This window comes from Bacillus sp. OV166 (genome assembly GCF_900177675.1).
Classification (GTDB): domain Bacteria; phylum Bacillota; class Bacilli; order Bacillales; family Cytobacillaceae; genus Neobacillus.
Window position 1 is genome coordinate 5818548 of sequence record NZ_FXWM01000001.1, and the last position, 17626, is coordinate 5836173.

Annotated in this window: 8 protein-coding genes; 2 read left to right on the plus strand and 6 right to left on the minus strand. The window is 40.7% G+C overall.

What is annotated here, in order from left to right; genetic code table 11:
• Positions 1-50: 50 nt before the first annotated feature.
• The 6 genes from CCK98_RS28615 to CCK98_RS28635 form a co-directional block, all read right to left on the minus strand.
• Positions 51-980, minus strand: a complete 930-nt coding sequence (locus CCK98_RS28615; RefSeq protein ID WP_088089699.1) for a phosphate ABC transporter substrate-binding protein — start codon at positions 978-980, stop codon at positions 51-53.
• Between the two features lie 220 nt (positions 981-1200).
• Positions 1201-4323 (minus strand): efflux RND transporter permease subunit, encoded by a 3123-nt coding sequence (locus tag CCK98_RS28620; RefSeq protein ID WP_088089700.1) that lies wholly within the window; start codon positions 4321-4323, stop codon positions 1201-1203.
• Between the two features lie 167 nt (positions 4324-4490).
• The gene (locus CCK98_RS28625; RefSeq protein WP_088089701.1) at positions 4491-6848 is read right to left on the minus strand and encodes a bifunctional YncE family protein/alkaline phosphatase family protein; all 2358 of its coding nucleotides are present in this window, start codon (positions 6846-6848) and stop codon (positions 4491-4493) included.
• A 323-nt stretch (positions 6849-7171) separates the two neighbouring features.
• Positions 7172-7339, minus strand: coding sequence for a hypothetical protein (locus CCK98_RS35710; protein ID WP_179195959.1), 168 nt, complete (start codon positions 7337-7339; stop codon positions 7172-7174).
• A 461-nt stretch (positions 7340-7800) separates the two neighbouring features.
• Positions 7801-12549, minus strand: coding sequence for an endonuclease (locus CCK98_RS28630; RefSeq protein ID WP_088089702.1), 4749 nt, complete (start codon positions 12547-12549; stop codon positions 7801-7803).
• 93 nt (positions 12550-12642) lie between these two features.
• Positions 12643-15261, minus strand: a complete 2619-nt coding sequence (locus CCK98_RS28635; RefSeq protein WP_256942477.1) for a 5'-nucleotidase C-terminal domain-containing protein — start codon at positions 15259-15261, stop codon at positions 12643-12645.
• Positions 15262-15754: 493 nt separating this feature from the next.
• Between CCK98_RS28635 and CCK98_RS28640 the strand changes: the two genes are divergently transcribed.
• The gene (locus CCK98_RS28640) at positions 15755-16258 is read left to right on the plus strand and encodes an Lrp/AsnC family transcriptional regulator (protein WP_088089703.1); all 504 of its coding nucleotides are present in this window, start codon (positions 15755-15757) and stop codon (positions 16256-16258) included.
• On the plus strand, positions 16255-17469 hold the full coding sequence (locus CCK98_RS28645; protein ID WP_088089704.1) for an aminotransferase: 1215 nt from the start codon (positions 16255-16257) through the stop codon (positions 17467-17469). Before CCK98_RS28640 ends, CCK98_RS28645 begins: the two co-directional genes overlap by 4 nt.
• Positions 17470-17626 lie beyond the last annotated feature (157 nt).

Below are 17626 nucleotides of genomic sequence, written 5' to 3' on the forward strand. Positions count from 1 at the left end.
TGTTTGTTCTCTATCAGCTACTAAACATAATGAATATAAAAATACCATTCTTAAATATCTTTTTGATTACCTTTTTCGTCACGTTCGACTGTCATTTCTGTTACAGGGAGGTAGCCTTGTTCTTTTAATAAATTGTTTTGAACATCATCACTCATCATATAATCGAGGAATGCCTTAGAAAGCTCATCTGGCTCACCTTTTGTATATGAATGTTGATAAGCCCAAACTGGGAATTCACCAGATTGTACATTTTCAGCAGTTGGTTCAACACCATCGATGGCAAGAGGTGTAACAGATTCGTCAGTAAAGTATGAGAATGCTAGGTAACCAATGGCACCGTCAGTTTCATTAATAATCTTTTTAACTGTGTTTGAAGAATCTTCGGTAATTCCTTCAGCAGGTGTTGCACCGTCAAGGGCAAACTTATTGAATACAGCACGAGTTCCTGAAGAGTCCGGACGGTTTACAAGAACGATTTTTTGATCAGCACCGCCAAGTTCTTTCCAGTTTGTGATTTTTCCAGTGAAAACTTTAATTAAATCAGCTTTTTTAATATCTTTAATCCCTACTTTAGGGTTAACAGCAGCAGTCATACCAACAACAGCTACTTTATGGTCAACAAGCTGATCAGCTGGGACACCTTCTTTTTCTTCAGCAAAAACGTCTGAGTTACCAATTTGAACGGATCCTTCAGCAACTTGTGATAAGCCTGTACCAGATCCACCCGCATTTACTTGAATATCAACTTTAGGATTTTTAGCCATAAATTCTTCAGCTGCCGCTGCCACTAAAGGCTGCATCGCCGAGGAGCCGGAAATACTTAATGAGCCAGAAAGTTCTTTTGTTTCTTCAGTCTTTGCTTTTTCTTTCTTCGCAGTTCCTTCTGTCTTTTCTGTAGAAGCTGCGCCTCCACAAGCAGCCATAAAAACCATTAACGCAGCTAGCAATGTAAGTAGGCTTAATTTTTTCAAACTTTTCATCTCGTTAAATCCCCCTATGAATTATGTTGTTGTTTACGTGTTTTAGATTAATCCTTTTTTGTTAACTGAGTATTAATGGTTTGTATAGTTTTGTAAAGATATCATGTTGTTTGTAAATTTGAATTGCTAGTTTTCATTCTTTCTTAAAATCTACCTTTCTTTCATTATAATAAAAATATCACCGGCCTTCTTAGGCAGGTGATATTTGCTTTCTAGTATTTTAAGCTGATAACGTGTGCTGCTTAGTCTTTATTTTTCTGACTTTTTCACTCAGCCAATCGTACATAATCGGGATCACCACGAGGCTAATCAGAGTCGAGCTAATCATGCCGCCCACGACGACTACACCAAGCGTTTGTGAAATAATCGTATTCCCGTTACTTGAAAAGGCTAAGGGAAGCAAGGTTAAAATGGTAGTTCCTGCAGTCATTAACACAGGTCGAACCCTGGTAGAGGTTCCTAACAGAATTGCCTGCTTTGTTTCCATCCCTTCTGAAAGGTTACGTTCAATTTTATCGACAAGGACTATTCCATTGGTGACGACAATACCAGCGAGCATCAATATTCCAATCAATGCGGCCAGATTCCACTCCATTCCGAAGATAGCCATGCTCCATACCGATCCGATTAACGCCAAAGGAATGCACATGGTCACAGAAACCGGTGCATGCCAGCCGCGAAAAACCGCACTTACAATCATCAGGACAAGTAAAAGAGACAGGGCCAGAGCAAGGCTCATCTCAATCACCATTTGCTTGACTTGCTGAGAGATCCCTCCAAGCGAATAGTCAATGCCAGAAGGCAGGTCCAAACCTTTCATTGTTTCATTTACTTGTTTTGTAACTTTTCCAATGTCGCGAGTAATAATATTTCCCGTCACGGCAGCAAATGGACGACCTTCCCGCTCACTGATCACCGTTTGGGTACTGGTCTCCAAGGTTGTAATTTCCGCCAACGACACCTTTGAACCGTCCTTGGCAGTAAACATTTCATGGCCAATTTTTGATAGAATCGTTTTTTCAGGATCCGGGTCACCAGCTGCAACTAGACTTTCCTGATTGTCTAACCGAAGGGCAATTGGGGTAGTCAGGTCACCGGAGGAAACATCCATCCTAACGTCTTTAGGTAAATAGCGATCAATCCGATTAAGAACTTCATCGACATTTATACCCAAGCGTTGAATTTCTTCCTGCTTAAGTGAAAGATAATGTTTCATTGATTTATCGGCATCATTTGCCGCTCCTTCAATACTTAAACCAGGGATCATCTGAAGTTTACTTCTTACCATAATGCTAGCTTTGGCAAGGTTTTGCTGGTCAGCCCCGGTTAAAATGACCTTTAAGCGGGAATCATCTCCAGAAATATTTTGATTAGAAACGGTATAGACGGCAGTTGTGGATAATCTGCCAAATTGCTGGCGCATTTTTTTTACAAATGAATCGATGTCGCTTTTATCTTTGATTCCAACTGAAATATTGGCGATATTCTGCTTTTGCATCCAACCGCCGCCTTCATCAAAGACATCATCAAACATCGGTGTAAATGTCGAACCGAGAGTCGAAGTGTAGGTATCTACCTCAGGATCATTTTTTAAGATGGTTTCGATATTTTTTACTTCCGCATCCACATCAGATAGCTGCACACCTTCAGGGAGCTCGACCTGGATGGCTATATCCTTTGAATTTCCTCTTGGAAAAAAGTTAACCGGCAGAAATACGGCTTCTGCTATGGTGATGGCAAAAAGCACCACAGCAAGTCCTACTACCACTTTTCTCCTCAGAAATGCCCAATGAAGAAGGTTTTGCGCCCTTTTCTCCATTTCTACCGACTTATTTATTGGCGATTTCTTCCATAATAAGTGAGCTAACGCTGGGACGACAATAATAGAAACGGCAAGAGATGTCACTAGGGCGATGACAACTGACCAGGCAAATCCAGAAAAAGCCGAACTAATCATCCCTCCGATGATACTAATTGGAAGAAACACAGCAACGGTGGTTGCAGTGGAGGAAACAATCGCTGGGATCATTTCCACTACCCCGCTAGCCAAGTTCCGAGCTGATATCTGTCCGTTGTATTTTTCCATTTGTTTCCTGTACATATTATCGATGACAACGATCGAATCATCTACGACTCGGCCCATCGCAACAATTAATCCAGAAATGGTTAAGATATTCAAACTAACATCCATCGCTTTTAAGATCGCTGTTGCACCAAGAAGGCAAATTGGCAAGGATAAGGCAATAATCAATGTCGACCGGACATTCCTGAAAAATAAAAATACACAGATGATCGAGAACAAAATCCCCAATAACCCTTCTTTAATCAGACCCTTCAAAGCAGCGTTTATGTCTTTTCCCTGGTCCAAAAGAATAGAAAGATCGACTGTTCCTGACTTGATTTCTGGTATTTCTTTAATCCTTTCGTTGATTCGTTCAGTCACATCGGTAATGTTTGAAGAAGGTGTCTTTAAGACATCGAGCAGAACACTCGGCTGCCCTGCTGTTCTAGAAATCGTCTGTAAGTCAACAATACTGCTCTCAATGTCTGCTACTTCCTGTAAACTTACTGTGATCCCCCCGCTAACAGGAATCTTTACACTTTTTAAGTCATCACTATTAAGAGTCCAATCGGTCACACGGATTGGCATGGAGATTTGGCCATCAGGTCCGCCCTTTTCTTTGATGGTTCCCTGCGGCCATTCTGGATGAATGGAAGCAAGAGCATCTTGTACGTCTTTTATGGTTAACCCATATTTTTGGAGGGCATTTGCTTTCAAAGTCAACACGTATCCGGAAGTCCCTGCCCCGGTGACACGTACTTCTCTTACTCCTGGAACACGCTTGATTTCATTGGCCACTTGATCTTGAATAGATGTACGTAATTGATTTTCATCAATTTTTCCGGCAGCACTCGTCAAGCTTACTCGCATGACCGGAAAAGAGTTCGTACTGACCCGTGTAATCAACGGCGTTTTCACACCGTTCGGCAAGTTAATTTTATCAACTACCGCCCTCACTTCAGTTTCTGCCTTTTCCATATCGGTGTGGCCTGGAAAATAGAGGCTCGCCATTAAACCGCCATCAAATGAGTTTGTTTCCAGATAATCAAGCTTATCAACAGATCCGACCGCTTCCTCAACCTTTGCGGTAAGGATTTGTTTGACCTGATCAGATTGATATTGATCGGCTTGAATCGTTACCATTAGGGCAGTATTGTTGATCGGAGGTAAGTAATCCCGCTGCATCTGCACAGCAGACATGGCACCCCAGGCGATAATTAGAACCACACATGTCAGGATCAATACGGACCGTTTCATCGATCCTTCAATAAATCGAATCATTATTTAAACCATCCTTTTAAAATAGTAATTTTAATAATTGCAAAAATAAAAGGGTGACTCATAGTGTCTGGTCTCACTGACAGAATACTGTATTAAAAGTGGCGAATTTACAGCATTTTATGAATGGTGCCTGACACCCTGCTTTAGGGTCACCCTCCTTACATTATTTAATTATTCTTTTTTTCGCCTGGATAAGGTTTATCACCTTTTGCAGCTTTCCATAGAATCTTGTTCAATTTTTCCGAATCGGCATGGTCAACTCCTGAGAAATCTAGTTTTTTAGATTCTTGAGCCATCGGTGCCGTTTCTCCATTTTTACGATCAAGTGGATAGGTTGGTTCTTCAACCTTAAATGTTGAAAAGTTAGGTTTCTGGGTGAACGAATTGACCATTGGCACCGCTGATGCATCAAACTGTGTCATAGGTTTCATGCCCAAAATCATTTCCATCGTACGAAGCATGGACGTTGTATCATATAATGTGCTGTCTACATTGCCCGTTTGTGTGTAAGGGCTGATAACAAGTGATGTAGTCCGGTGAGCGTCCACTGAATCCCAACCATTCTGTGCATCATCTTCGGTAACAAAAATAGCAGTATCCTTCCAATAAGAAGAGTTACTAACCATATCGACAAGCTTACCAAGCGCATAATCGTTTTGTGCCACCATGGCTTGTGGGGTTAACTCACCCGGTTTTGTTCCAAGTGTATGGTCGTTAGGCAGGCGAACGATTTGCAGCTGCGGAAGATTGCCGTTATCTTCGTATTGCTTAAATTCTTCAGACCACGCCTCCAAGCGGGTAAGGTCCGAAATTTTAAGATTATAGGAAGGGTAGTCAGGGTCAAAATTATTGCCCATGCTAGCTTCAGCTGCTACATATTTTCCTGTATTTTTGTCATAATTGACGAATTCACCATAGCTTCTGAATGATACACCCGAGCGACTTGCATTCGTCCATAAGAATCCCGCTTTTGGATAGGCCGCTTCATTGCCTCCTTCAAAGTCATAGCCGCGGTTACGACCTGAATAGTTTGCAAGCCAGTTTTTCTCTACATAGTCGTTGGACTGTGCAGCGGTAGACCAGTTATGTCCTTGAGCACTGATTTCAGCATTCGCATAAAAATTGTCTAATAAAACGAATTGATCGGCCAGCTTATGAATATTCGGTGTAATATCTTTACCAAATATGGTTAAGCTCGGGTCGCCATTTCCTTTTTCCATATCACCAAATACTTGGTCATACGTACGATTTTCCTTGATAACATAAATGACATGCTTAATCGGTGATTCTTGTCCTTCAAAGCGCGGGATTGGGAATTTTTCGCTTCCACTGAATCCTGTTGGTTTATATACTTCATTATTCTTTTCTACTTGTTTCGTATATTTCTTCAGCTGTTTATCATCCGGAACATCGATAAAAGACATGGTTCCTTTCATCATATTACCGATGTACTGGCCTTCTCGGTTGGAACCAGCACCAAGGCCCTTGGCATTCAAAACCATCAATTTGTCATCATGTAAATAGATACCACTTGGATACCAGGCGGTTGGAATTAACCCCTTCACTTCACCTTTTTGCAGATCAATGACCGCAACGTCGTTATTTCCACCGTTGGTAACGTATAAAGTTTTGCCATCCTCGCTTAATATTAGAGCATTAGGCTGGCTTCCCGCAGGAGCATTTTTATATGGGCTAAGCGAAATGGCTTTGATTTCTTTTTGTTGTTTCGTGTCGATGATTGAAACGGAATCGCTGTCGGAATTGGATACATAGATCATGCCGTTCGCTGCATTTTCAATAATCGCATTCGGATGCAGCCCTACTGGAATGGTGCTTTTGATCGTCAGCGTTTTTGGATCGACCACACTGATGCTGCTTTCACCCCAATTGCTGACATAAAGGGATTTCCCATCATTGCTCATTACAACTGCATACGGATGCTTCCCAACTGCGATAGTTTTTACGATTTGATTTGTGGAAAGGTCAATTTTTGAAACGGAATGATTTAAATTATTCGCAACAAAGAGTGACGTTCCATCCTGTGAAACGGAAATTCCAGCAGGATAAAAGTTTGTTTTGCTGCTATCTTTAAGCATAATTGGAGATTGTTCAGTTAACGTTCCATTTTCAAATCCATAGACACGGATCTTGTTATTCCCTCCTGCTGAGGCATAGACTGTTTTTCCATCGCTGCTAAATGCGACCCCAAAATAGAGGGATTCAGGAGATTTGTATGGGATGGTCTGTACGACCTTCTGGGTGCTAACGTCAACCACTTGAAGCGATTGTTCACCTTGTCCATCATTGGAAACGATAAGATAGCGGTGATCCGGGCTTAATACACCACCCATTGGGAAATCACCAAGCGTCACTTGTTGACCAGACGGAGTAACGGGCCACCCATGAGAGGTAACAGCCGTTCCATCTGCCTTAGGACCGACAAATTGTGTGTAACCTGCATAGGCTGACGTTGAACCTAGAAGCAAAGTAGCCAGCGATGCTGCCAGAATCTTTTTGCGTTTCATAAAAACATCTCCTTATTAATATGTAGTCCTTACACGCTCCATCCTACTCCCGCTTTGTAAATTAGAAGTTACGTAGAGTTAAAGAAATATAAAGAAAAATAGGAAAATTTTAGTATTGTCTTTCTCGTTTAGTAGTTTTAACTCAGTCGACATCTGTCTATATGCCCATGTAAAATAAGGAAAAAAACAAGGTGCCTAAAAGTTTAGGTCACCTTGTTAGCTACTCTTATTAATCCAGTAGAAATTTCGTTTTTACATACGAATTTCCCAGTTAGAGCATGATTTATTGTAAATTATGATTGGTTACTTTTTTATTATTTCCCTTATTTTCCTGACTCTTGATCAGTTCCGCTGTCTGGGGAACCAGTATCGCCTGAATCTTGATTTTGCTCTGTATCCGCATCTGTTTTTGTATTGCTACAACCTGAGGCAACTCCTACCAACATGAAAGACGCCATTAACACTAACACCCAATTTTTTAGATCCTTCATTTTTTCTTCCTCCTTGATTGTTTCAAATTTTAGTACAATCTCATGATATAAAAATCTGTGAGAAAAAGAAGAAGAATCACTCATTCTTTACATTTATTAACAGAGTATTTACAATTTTCATAACAATTTAGCGAAATATTAAAATAGATTAGTCCATTTCGCCCTTTCTTTATTTCATTCCATCCATTGTTCCTATAATGACATACACCAGCGTTAACCTATTTCACTGCTTTTACAAAATTGACAATAAATTTACATTTAATAAATACAGACTTAATAAACAATCGATATGATATCAATAGTAATAATCAATTCCACAGAAGGAGTTGTGAAAATGTTAGAGATGTTCATTAGATTGGTTATTTTGACTACCTATTGCACTCTTCATTGTCCTTAAACTCTTTATTCGAATAAACAAGAAAAAGCCTCTCCGATTGCAGATGCTTTTTCTTGTTTATTAATTAGCTTGCTGGCCAGATAGATTCTGCCCATTCTGGGTGATCGATGAATGGATTGCGGTTGCCTTGAATCGATTCAATGACATCATTTCGATGCTTTTCAAACGCATCCGGCGGATCCATTTTGCTCCATTGCAGAAGAACGGATTTCTTGCCATGGAATGGTGTTGGGTACGTATTCACTTTGTCAGCTAACTCAAGGTTAAGCTCGCCTCCGTCACCTTCGTAGCGGACATCCATGTACATAAGCATTCTAGCAATATCACCCTTTACGCGATTAGGCGGCTCAAATGAATCACTATCATAAAAACATTCAGCACATTCACCTTGAGGGTTACCACCGTTATCAAAATCCAAATGTCCGCGTGTACTATTTACAGATGCGTCAGTTGGTCGTAAATGGTGGATATCCGTTCCAGGTCCAACGCTTGTTCCAAAATCACCATGAGATTTTGCCCAAACATGTTCACGATTCCAGTCGTTTACACCTGAACCAAACGTAGTTTTAGCTTGCGTACGGTTCGTATAAAGCAGGATGACGTTGTTTGGATTGTTTGGATCTTCATCGGTTTTCTTTAACGCTTCTGTTACTTGCGCATACGTTAATTTTGTTTGTGTTTTTATGATATTGTGTAAAGAAAGCTTCAGTTCAGCACCTGTTTTTCCAGCAGCTGCTTGGTAATAAGCTTCCACAGTATTAGCTGGTACAGCCGTTACCGTTATCGTAAATGTTGCACTAACTGTTTTTGTTCCATCATTTGCGGTTACCGTCACATTGACAGTACCTTCTAGTGGAGTTTGAACTGTTAACGATGATCCTTGAACTGTACCAGCAGTTGATGTGTACGTTAAAGCATTGCCATCTGGGTCAGCAAAATAGCCGCTTAAATTCACTGAAACCGGTGTGCCGACTTGAACTGAAACATTTGGCAAGGCTTTAGAAACTACGGGCGCATGATTCACTTTTGGTGGTGATGCGATTGGAGAAGGAAGAACCACTCCGCTCGCATTTGTGAATTTAATGCCAGATGTATCGACGCCGTCTTTCACTGTCCATTTTTGAACCTGCTCGACGCCTCTAATTTGACTGATATTCGCATTATCAATGACTACTTCTTTTACCACTAAGCCGCCAAGATCAATAACTGCACCTGGTGCGGTTGGGCTAAGAATGACCGTAGTAGTCTTTAAGCCTTCGCCAGAAAGCTTCGCGTAAGAACCTTTTATGACAATACCTTCTGTAATGATAGAGTTTGCACTTACAGAAATGTCAGCACCCACATTGTTTACCGTTAACTTCTTCGTTTTGAATCCGTTTAAGTTGTAAACCTTTGTTGATTCTGGTGGTGTCACTGGTGGTAAGACTTCTGCAGCCTTTAATTGCGTTTGAATAATCAATGGGTCATGGTCACTTGCACGGCCATGCTCTTCCATGAAGCCAGAGTTTATGTGCAAGATATCGACCGTTGTATTAGCTGCCATATTGTTGGACACTAAGATTTGGTCTAGTTCTTGTGCATTCCCTTGGTAAGAGTAATTATAACGCTCATTTTCAGGAACAAAGTCAACCATATTAGTCAATTCATTCCCTTTTGCTATTTCTAGCGTTTTCGTGAATTCAAAATCATTAAAATCTCCTAGTAAAACAACGTTTGCGTTTGCATCTTTTGCTTTTACATCTTTAACGAAGTTATTAACAATCGTCGCAATCTTATGACGTTGAATTTCACTGCTTAATACTGGCGGCTGAGTTTTCCCGAATAACGGCGAATCGCCACCCTTAGAGTTGAAGTGGTTGGCTACCACGATCACACTTTGGCCTTGGAAATCAAATTGAGCTGCCAGTGGTTTACGGCTTGCATTAAACGTGGCATTTGTTGGATCAATCCGTCCCGGGTTTAATGTCAGTTTCCCATTTTCAAAGCCGACTGCTTGTGTTGAAGTTCCTTTTGGTGCTCCTGCAGTTAAAGAAACGCGATCTTGATTGTAGAGGAAGGCGACACGAATGTTCCCGCCTGGTGCCCCGCCATCTTGATTATTGACTGGTGTGATCTCTGTATAAACATAGGTTGGTCCACCGAGAGCGACGACCTTGTCAATAATTTTTTGCGCACTTTGTGCACCATCTACCGAACCATTATCGGTTTCACCATTGTTATCTTGGACTTCATTTAAGCCGATAATGTCAGGATTTTTCATCTTTGTGACAATCGCATCGGCAATTTTTGTTACCTTCGCATCTGGAGTAACGGTTGAGAAGTTCTCAACGTTATACGTTCCAATTGTTACCTTGTCTGTTGCTGGTGTAATTTTTGTAGCCGGACGAACGATTGGTGTTTCTGTTAACGTTGGAAGACTTGATTCTTGAGCCATCAATTTATAGTTGCTGTAACCGTAGTTCACAACACCCTTAATTGCTCCCCTAAAATAGTCGCCCATTTTTGCACGGTAGGATTTATTGGCTGTTGAGCCATCTCTTACATCAACCCCAATTCGGTCGGGATTCGTGTCAGTTGCTGTAATACGTAAACCGCCAGGATTCACGTTGGTTGAATATGTTCCAGGAACAACCCAAACTAATCCGTCTTTTTGTAGCGCAATAACTTTCCCGTCGTCTACTTGTGCATACATACCTTCAATGCTTTCCCAGAAATCAATTGCATCTTCCTCAGGATCAAAGGCTGCAAATTGGTCATTATCAATGATTTCTGTTGGAGCAATGCGATCTACACCAAGTTTGATTGGTGCTGGTACTGGAGCTGTTCCAATTCTAGTAATCGTTGCAGCTTCGATTTCTGTAATCGTTAAGTCAGTAGTTGTTTTCTCCGCAAAACCTTCGCCGTAGAATTCGGTTACTTTTCCTGATACTTTCACACGGTCACCAATGGATACACCATGTGCTGTTTTAAATACCAAGATCCCGTCTGATGTACTATTATCGCCGTCACCGACTAAGTCTTGGATGAAGAAGCGGCTTGTTCCATCAATATAAGTAACGACACCTTCTACATCCGATACTGTTTTACCGTTTAATAGCGAGTTGTGTGATTTGCCTTGGATATCATAGATATGAATTGGGCCATCTTGAATGATATAATCAAAAGTCGCAACCGCACTATTTGTCATTCCTTCTTTGACTGCCACAGCTTTAATCGTTGTTGCCTTACTAATAACAATTGGCTGTGTAAACGCTGGGCTAGTTGTGGTTGGTTCACTGCCATCAAGGGTATAGTGAATCGTTGCCCCAGCTGTACCTGTTGCTAAGGTTACTAATGTTCCTGTATTTACCAATCCAGCACCTGGAGTAGCAATAACAGCTTGTACGATGCTTGAATCTAGTAAAATATCGCCTTCGTTCCGTGGAATTATTTGATAGACACCATTAAATGCACTAAGAACTCCGGTAATCGCTTCATAAGTTGTACCTGTAGTTAACATAGTTGAACTTGGTGGACGAACTTGGAAGCTTGTTCCATCCATATCAGTTACTGTGTAGTTTCCACCAGAAAATGCCCCTACTGTTACATTTTTTACTGTTACTAGTTTTGCTTCTTTGCTTTCTTGTAACTGAACCGCAGTTAACACTTCTGCTGCAGGAACTGCTTCTTTCCCAGTAACAATAATATTTTCATGATTGGCTTCAATTTCAAGCAACGTAGAAAATTCCGTTAATTTACCAGATACAGTGATTTTATCCCCTGGTAGAATCGTGGTGCTATTAGTCGGTGTATAAGCCACAATTCCAGCCGTAGCATCTTGGAAATAAATTGCTCTGCCTAGTACGGCGGTAACTACACCGCTAGTTTGAACGTTTGATTGTAACGCAGCTGCTCTAACTTCAGCAATGGTACTTGCTTGTAGAACTGTATAAGCAAAAGTTGCGACATCACTGTTTTCTAAGTTAGCTTTTACAGCAATTGCTTTGATTGTCTTGTCTGCACTAATATCTATTGGTGCTGTGTATTCAATGCTTGCTGCTGTTGGTGTAGTGCCATCAGTTGTGTAGTGAATTTTAGCGTCTGCTGTCGCTGTTGCTAAAGATACTTTTGTTCCAGCTGCCACTGTACCTGCAGCAGGTGAAGTTGTTACGTTGGCAACCTTTGTTTCTACTGGAGTAGACTCACCATCCATGGTGTGGCTGCCAAGGTTTGTAAACACATTAACACCCAAGCTATCCCATTCAGTAACTGGATCAAATGCGTCATTTGGGTTACTATCGCCAGCTGTAACGGAACTTTTGCGGACGATCGTTTGGTCCAATGTTTTGACAGTTGTTCCCCAAGCAGTACCAGGATCAATTCCTACTTGACCGATAACATCAATAATGGTCCCGTTATGTTTTAAAACAACCGCGTCATCACCATTCCAGTTGATAATGGTTTTACCAGCGTCTAATAAGTTTGCCTTTGCGACGATAGCCGCATCCGCATCACTACGAGAAATGACAAATGTTGATCCACTTGCAAGTGTTGCAGACGGATCTGAGGATAAAGACATTTTAAAAGTGGTTGTAGTCGCACCATTACTATAATTTTCAAGTGAATATTCGCTTAATTTAACAGCAGCGCCTGTCCCATTGTAGAGCTCAAGTGCCTTGTTAAAGCTGGTGCCTTCAATATATTCAGAGATAAAAAGATCAGTGGCCTTAGTGGCTGCGGTGGCAGAGTTAATAGAAAGGTTTGGTAATACTATACTGATAAACATGATTGCCACAAGTACAATATTTAATTTCTTCTTATTTTTTCTAGACAAATCCTTGCACCTCCTAAATGGGTTCGGTGATTATTTGGATCTTTTTTAATAGTTGTAAATTCCTCCAGCAGTTGCACTGGAGGAATTTACTAATTAATTATCTTCAAAGATTGTGTCGCCTTCAACTGTTACAGTTGATAACTCAACATTAGTGCCACCTCTTAAGATAAGGTTGCCTTTTACTGTTGCGTATTCAAGTTTTGTAACACCTGTTACATCAATAATAACATTGCCAGTGTATATCTTCGGGCTGGCTTCTGTTCCGCTGAATGTTGCTGCTGGAACTACTTGTGGAGCTACGTTTACAATACGTCCTTCAACTTTGGCAGTAACCATTTTATTTGGCTGTGCTTCAATAAAGTCTCTAAACATTTCCCAATCCACAAAGCCGGGCTCACTTACACGTCCCTCTCCGTAAGCTTTAGCAAACATTGAGAATCCGTCTCCACCTTTAGCAGTAAAAATGTTGGTTGCAACAAAATAGTTTTTAGTTAGGTCTAGAGCAGTATAGCTTCCATCTTGACTTTTTACTTCAATTGTTTGAACTTTTTGGCCGACTGGTTTTGTGCTGTCATAAGTGAATTTCAACCCTGAAACTTGTAAGAATCCACCAAATGCAACTGGAGCATCCTTCACACTGTACTCAAGGGCAGCTTTAATTTCATCACCTTTTAAGTCCATGATTCCTAAAGCGTTACCGAATGGTAATACTTTAAATACATCTGCTAATGTAATGTTTCCAGCAGGAAGAGTTGTCCGAACTCCGCCACCATTTTGTAGGGCAATCAACGTGTTAGGATTGATTGTTTTTGCTTTTGCAAGCATACCGTCAGCAACAAAGTTACCAAGGTTAGTTTCTATTGTACGTGCAAGAGGATTCCCACCCTCTAATGTAACAGCAGCTGTACCAACGATAGTAGCTTTCTTCGCATCAATTGCTGGCTTATATTTTGTACTTAAGATGTTTGCTATAGTTGCATCTTCCGCGAACGTAGCAATGTCAAGAAGTTTGCCAGTTGTTTCAGGAACGATTACTTTACCTGCCGCATCAAATGTTACATCCAATGTTCCGAGGTACTTGTTGTATTCGTTGGCTGAAACGATAGCTGTTGGCTCAACGCCTGATGTATCAAAGAAAGGAGCATCAAGCTTAGTATGAGAGTGACCTCCAACAATGACGTCGATTCCTTCAACTGCCCCAGCTAATACTTTGTCATTGTCCCATATTGGTGAGTCATCAAAACCAATGTGTGTTAAAGCAATAATTTTGTTAACGCCTTGTGCTTTTAGGGCATAAACAGATTTTTGTGCCTCTTGGATATAATCTTCGAAAGTAACACCTGCTCCTGGACTAGAAATAGTTGGAGTCTCAGCTGTTGTTAAACCAAAAATACCGATTTTTTCACCATTTACAACTTTGATTATGCCGTTGTAAATTTCGCCGCCCAATGGTCTAGCAGTTGTTACATCGTTATGGAAACGGGATTGTAAATTTGCATCATTTGTAAAGTTTACGTTTGAACTTACAAACGGGAAATCTGCTTCTTTTACAAAGTTCGATAATACTTTGGTACCCATATCGAACTCATGGTTACCAAATGTCATTGCATCATAACCTGCTAGTTCCATAAACTCTAAATCTGCTAATCCTTTATACTCATTAAAATACAATGTTCCAGAGAACACGTCTCCAGCATCAAGTAATAATGCTGCAGGTTTTGTGGCACGGACCGACTTAATCGCGGTCATTTTTTTCGCCACATTATCAAGGTTTGCATGGGTGTCATTTGTGTGCATTAAATTCAAAGTGAATTTTGGTTTTGCGATTGTGATCCGTCCTTCAACTTGAGCATTAACCGTTTTGTTTGGCTGCGCTTCAATATAGTCTCTGAACATTTCCCAATCCACAAAGCCTGGCACACTTACACGGCCTTCTGCGTAAGCTTTAGCAAACACTGTGTCGCCGTTGCTGCCTTTAGCAGTAATGATGTTTGTAGCAACAGAATAGTTCTTAGTAAGGTCTAGTGCTGTGTATGTACCATCTTTACCTTTTACTTCAATGGTTTGAACTTTTCCACCAACTGGTTTAGTAGGGTCGTAAGAGAATTTCAAGCCTGAAACTTGCAAGAACCCGCTAAATGCAGCTGGTGCATCCTTCACACTGTACTCAAGAGCTGCTTTGATTTCTTCACCTTTTAAGTCCATGATTCCTAATGTGTTTCCGAATGGTAATACTTTAAATACATCAGCTAATGTAATGTTTCCTGCACGAAGAGTTTTCCGAACTCCGCCGCCATTTTGAAAAGCAATAACAGTGTTAGGGTTGATTGTTTTTGCTTTTGCAAGCATACCGTCAGCAACGAAGTTACCTAGGTTTGTTTCCCCAGTACGTGCAGGATTTCCACCTACTAAATCAACTGCTGCTGTACCAACTACAGTAGCTTTAGCTTTTTTCGCATCAATTGCTGGCTTATATTTTGTGTTTAAGATGCTTGCTACAGCTTTATTCAACCCGTTTACAGACAATGTTTTGTCCAAGTTCGCAGCTGTTCCTGAGGTAGCTACTAGATTACCATTACTGAAATCCCACTTCGCCAATGATACAGGCTCTGCAGCCGCGCTTACACCAGACGGTAACACAATCGCTAACAGCAAAATAGCAGTCAATGCTAAGCTAATCCACTTTTTCGACCTGTTTACTAATTTAGTCACAGATAAATTCCCTCCAAATTTAGATTACTAATCTTTGAAAATCACGAGCAGACTACTAAGCTGTAAAACTCTTACAGCTCCTGACTCTCCCTCACTTTCCATTAGTAAATATTTTACTACCATTATTTTATATTCAAATTTATCATAATTCTATATATTTCTAGAATCTACAAAATTTTACATAAAATTAACAAAAAGGAACCCGAATTGTAGCTGAATCTTCTTAATGCAAATACCTAGCATTACTGACTCTTCCACAAATTTCACCAAGTTAAAGTGGAAAGCGGTATAATTTTTAAAGCAGATTCTTAAGAAAAATCGAGCAAATATATACCAGTTATTAGATAGTCCTATATAACTAGTTACCTTCACCAAAGGATCATTTGCTCAGGCTAATTGTCAAAAAAAATGAATAATCACTTCACTTTCATTTGAGTTAAAAAGCTTCCTCCTATAAAATCAATAATATGAAATATAAATTTGGAGGCACCCGATGAAATTAAGTAATGAAGAACTCGAAATATTAAAACTGATCGAAGAAAATCACAAAATCTCAGAAGAAACAATTGCCTTAATGGTGATGAGCAGCGAAGAAACCGTAAGAAACACCATAAAAAAATTAGAAGAAGAAAAAGTAATTGTCAGTTACCCGGCCTTAATCGATTGGAGCAAAGTCGAGGGGCAGGAAAATATCATTGCGATGATCGATGTTAAAGTAACACCGAAGCGCGGAGTTGGATTCGATGAGGTCGCCGAAAGAATTTATCGTTTTCCAGAGGTAACATCTCTTTACCTCATGAGTGGTGCCTACGATTTATCGATCACCATTGAAGGTCAAACCATGAATCAAATCGCGTCCTTTGTATCGGAAAAACTATCAACGATTGATAATGTCATATCAACCACAACCCATTTCATGTTAAAGAAATACAAACATGATGGGGTGATTTTTGGCGGCGGCGATGAGAAAGACAGGAGAATGGTGATTACACCATGAGAAAAGATTACTCCCACTATATATCTGAAACTGCTAGAGAATTACAGCCATCTGGGATCAGGAAATTCTTCGATTTAGCTGCCGGTATGAAAGACGTGATTTCTTTAGGCGTTGGCGAACCAGACTTCATTACGCCTTGGAACATTAGAGAGGCCGCCATTTTATCGCTGGAACAAGGTAATACCGCCTATACCGCGAATCCAGGCTTACTAGAATTGCGGCAGGAGATCTCTAATTATCTCGGAACAAGATTTGCAGTCAATTATGATCCAACAAACCAAATCATCGTAACCGTTGGTGCTAGCCAGGCAATTGATCTTGCCTTTCGTGCGATTTTAAACCAGGGTGATGAAGTACTGATTGTTGAACCAGCGTTTGTTTCTTATGCTCCTTTGGTTTCGATTGCCGGCGGGACACCAATCGCCATTTCTACCTCGCCTGCAAATGGTTTTAAATTAACAGCCGAGCAGCTAGAAGGGGCAATTACAGAAAAAACGAAAGCCATTTTGTTTTGCTCGCCCAACAATCCAACGGGCAGTACCCTAAACAAAGAAGAACTGAAGGAAATTGCCGCAATTGTTGAAAAACATGATTTAATTGTTATTTCCGACGAGATCTATGCGGAATTAACCTATGAAGAAACGTATACAAGCTTCGCAACGATTGAAGGCATGTACGAGCGGACGATTTTAATCAACGGATTTTCAAAAGGCTTTGCGATGACCGGCTGGAGATTAGGCATGCTCGCTGCCCCTAAGGAATTTGTGGAGGTCATGTTGAAAATTTTTCAATATACGACGATGTGTGCTCCGACCATGCTCCAATACGGTGCTATTGAAGCACTAAGGAATACTTTTCATGAAGTAGAAGCGATGAAACGAAGCTATCGAATGAGACGGAACTATGTCGTGCATACCTTGAATAAAATCGGCTTGGTCTGTCACACACCTGGGGGAGCCTTTTATGTCTTTCCTTCGATCAAAGCAACTGGCCTCAGTTCCGAACAATTCGCCGAAGAACTACTGATGAAGGAGAAAGTCGCAGTCGTGCCCGGCAATGTGTTTGGAGAAAGTGGAGAAGGTTATATTCGCTGCTCCTACGCAGCCTCCATGCCACAGCTGCAAGAAGCCCTGAAAAGAATCCAGAGATTTATCGAGTCAAAGGGCATCTACGGAGAAAAACGAACAGAAGAAATAAAACTAAACCAATAAATCACATCCTTAAAAGCCCAATTGCTGTATCGTCCACATACAAGCAATGGGCTTTTTTTCATGTTTTAAGTGGTGCCTGACACCAATATTTTATAGGCATATTTTGTTAGTGCCTGACACCGCTTTTTTTATGACAGACCTTCCAATCTATGCTAAA

Coding starts and splice junctions, on each gene's coding strand:
- CCK98_RS28625 (WP_088089701.1), bottom strand. CDS start 6,848: ATGAAACGCAAAAAGATTCTGGCAGCATCGCTGGCTACTTTGCTTCTA.
- CCK98_RS28620 (WP_088089700.1), bottom strand. CDS start 4,323: ATGATTCGATTTATTGAAGGATCGATGAAACGGTCCGTATTGATCCTG.
- CCK98_RS28640 (WP_088089703.1), top strand. CDS start 15,755: ATGAAATTAAGTAATGAAGAACTCGAAATATTAAAACTGATCGAAGAA.
- CCK98_RS28615 (WP_088089699.1), bottom strand. CDS start 980: ATGAAAAGTTTGAAAAAATTAAGCCTACTTACATTGCTAGCTGCGTTA.
- CCK98_RS28645 (WP_088089704.1), top strand. CDS start 16,255: ATGAGAAAAGATTACTCCCACTATATATCTGAAACTGCTAGAGAATTA.
- CCK98_RS35710 (WP_179195959.1), bottom strand. CDS start 7,339: ATGAAGGATCTAAAAAATTGGGTGTTAGTGTTAATGGCGTCTTTCATG.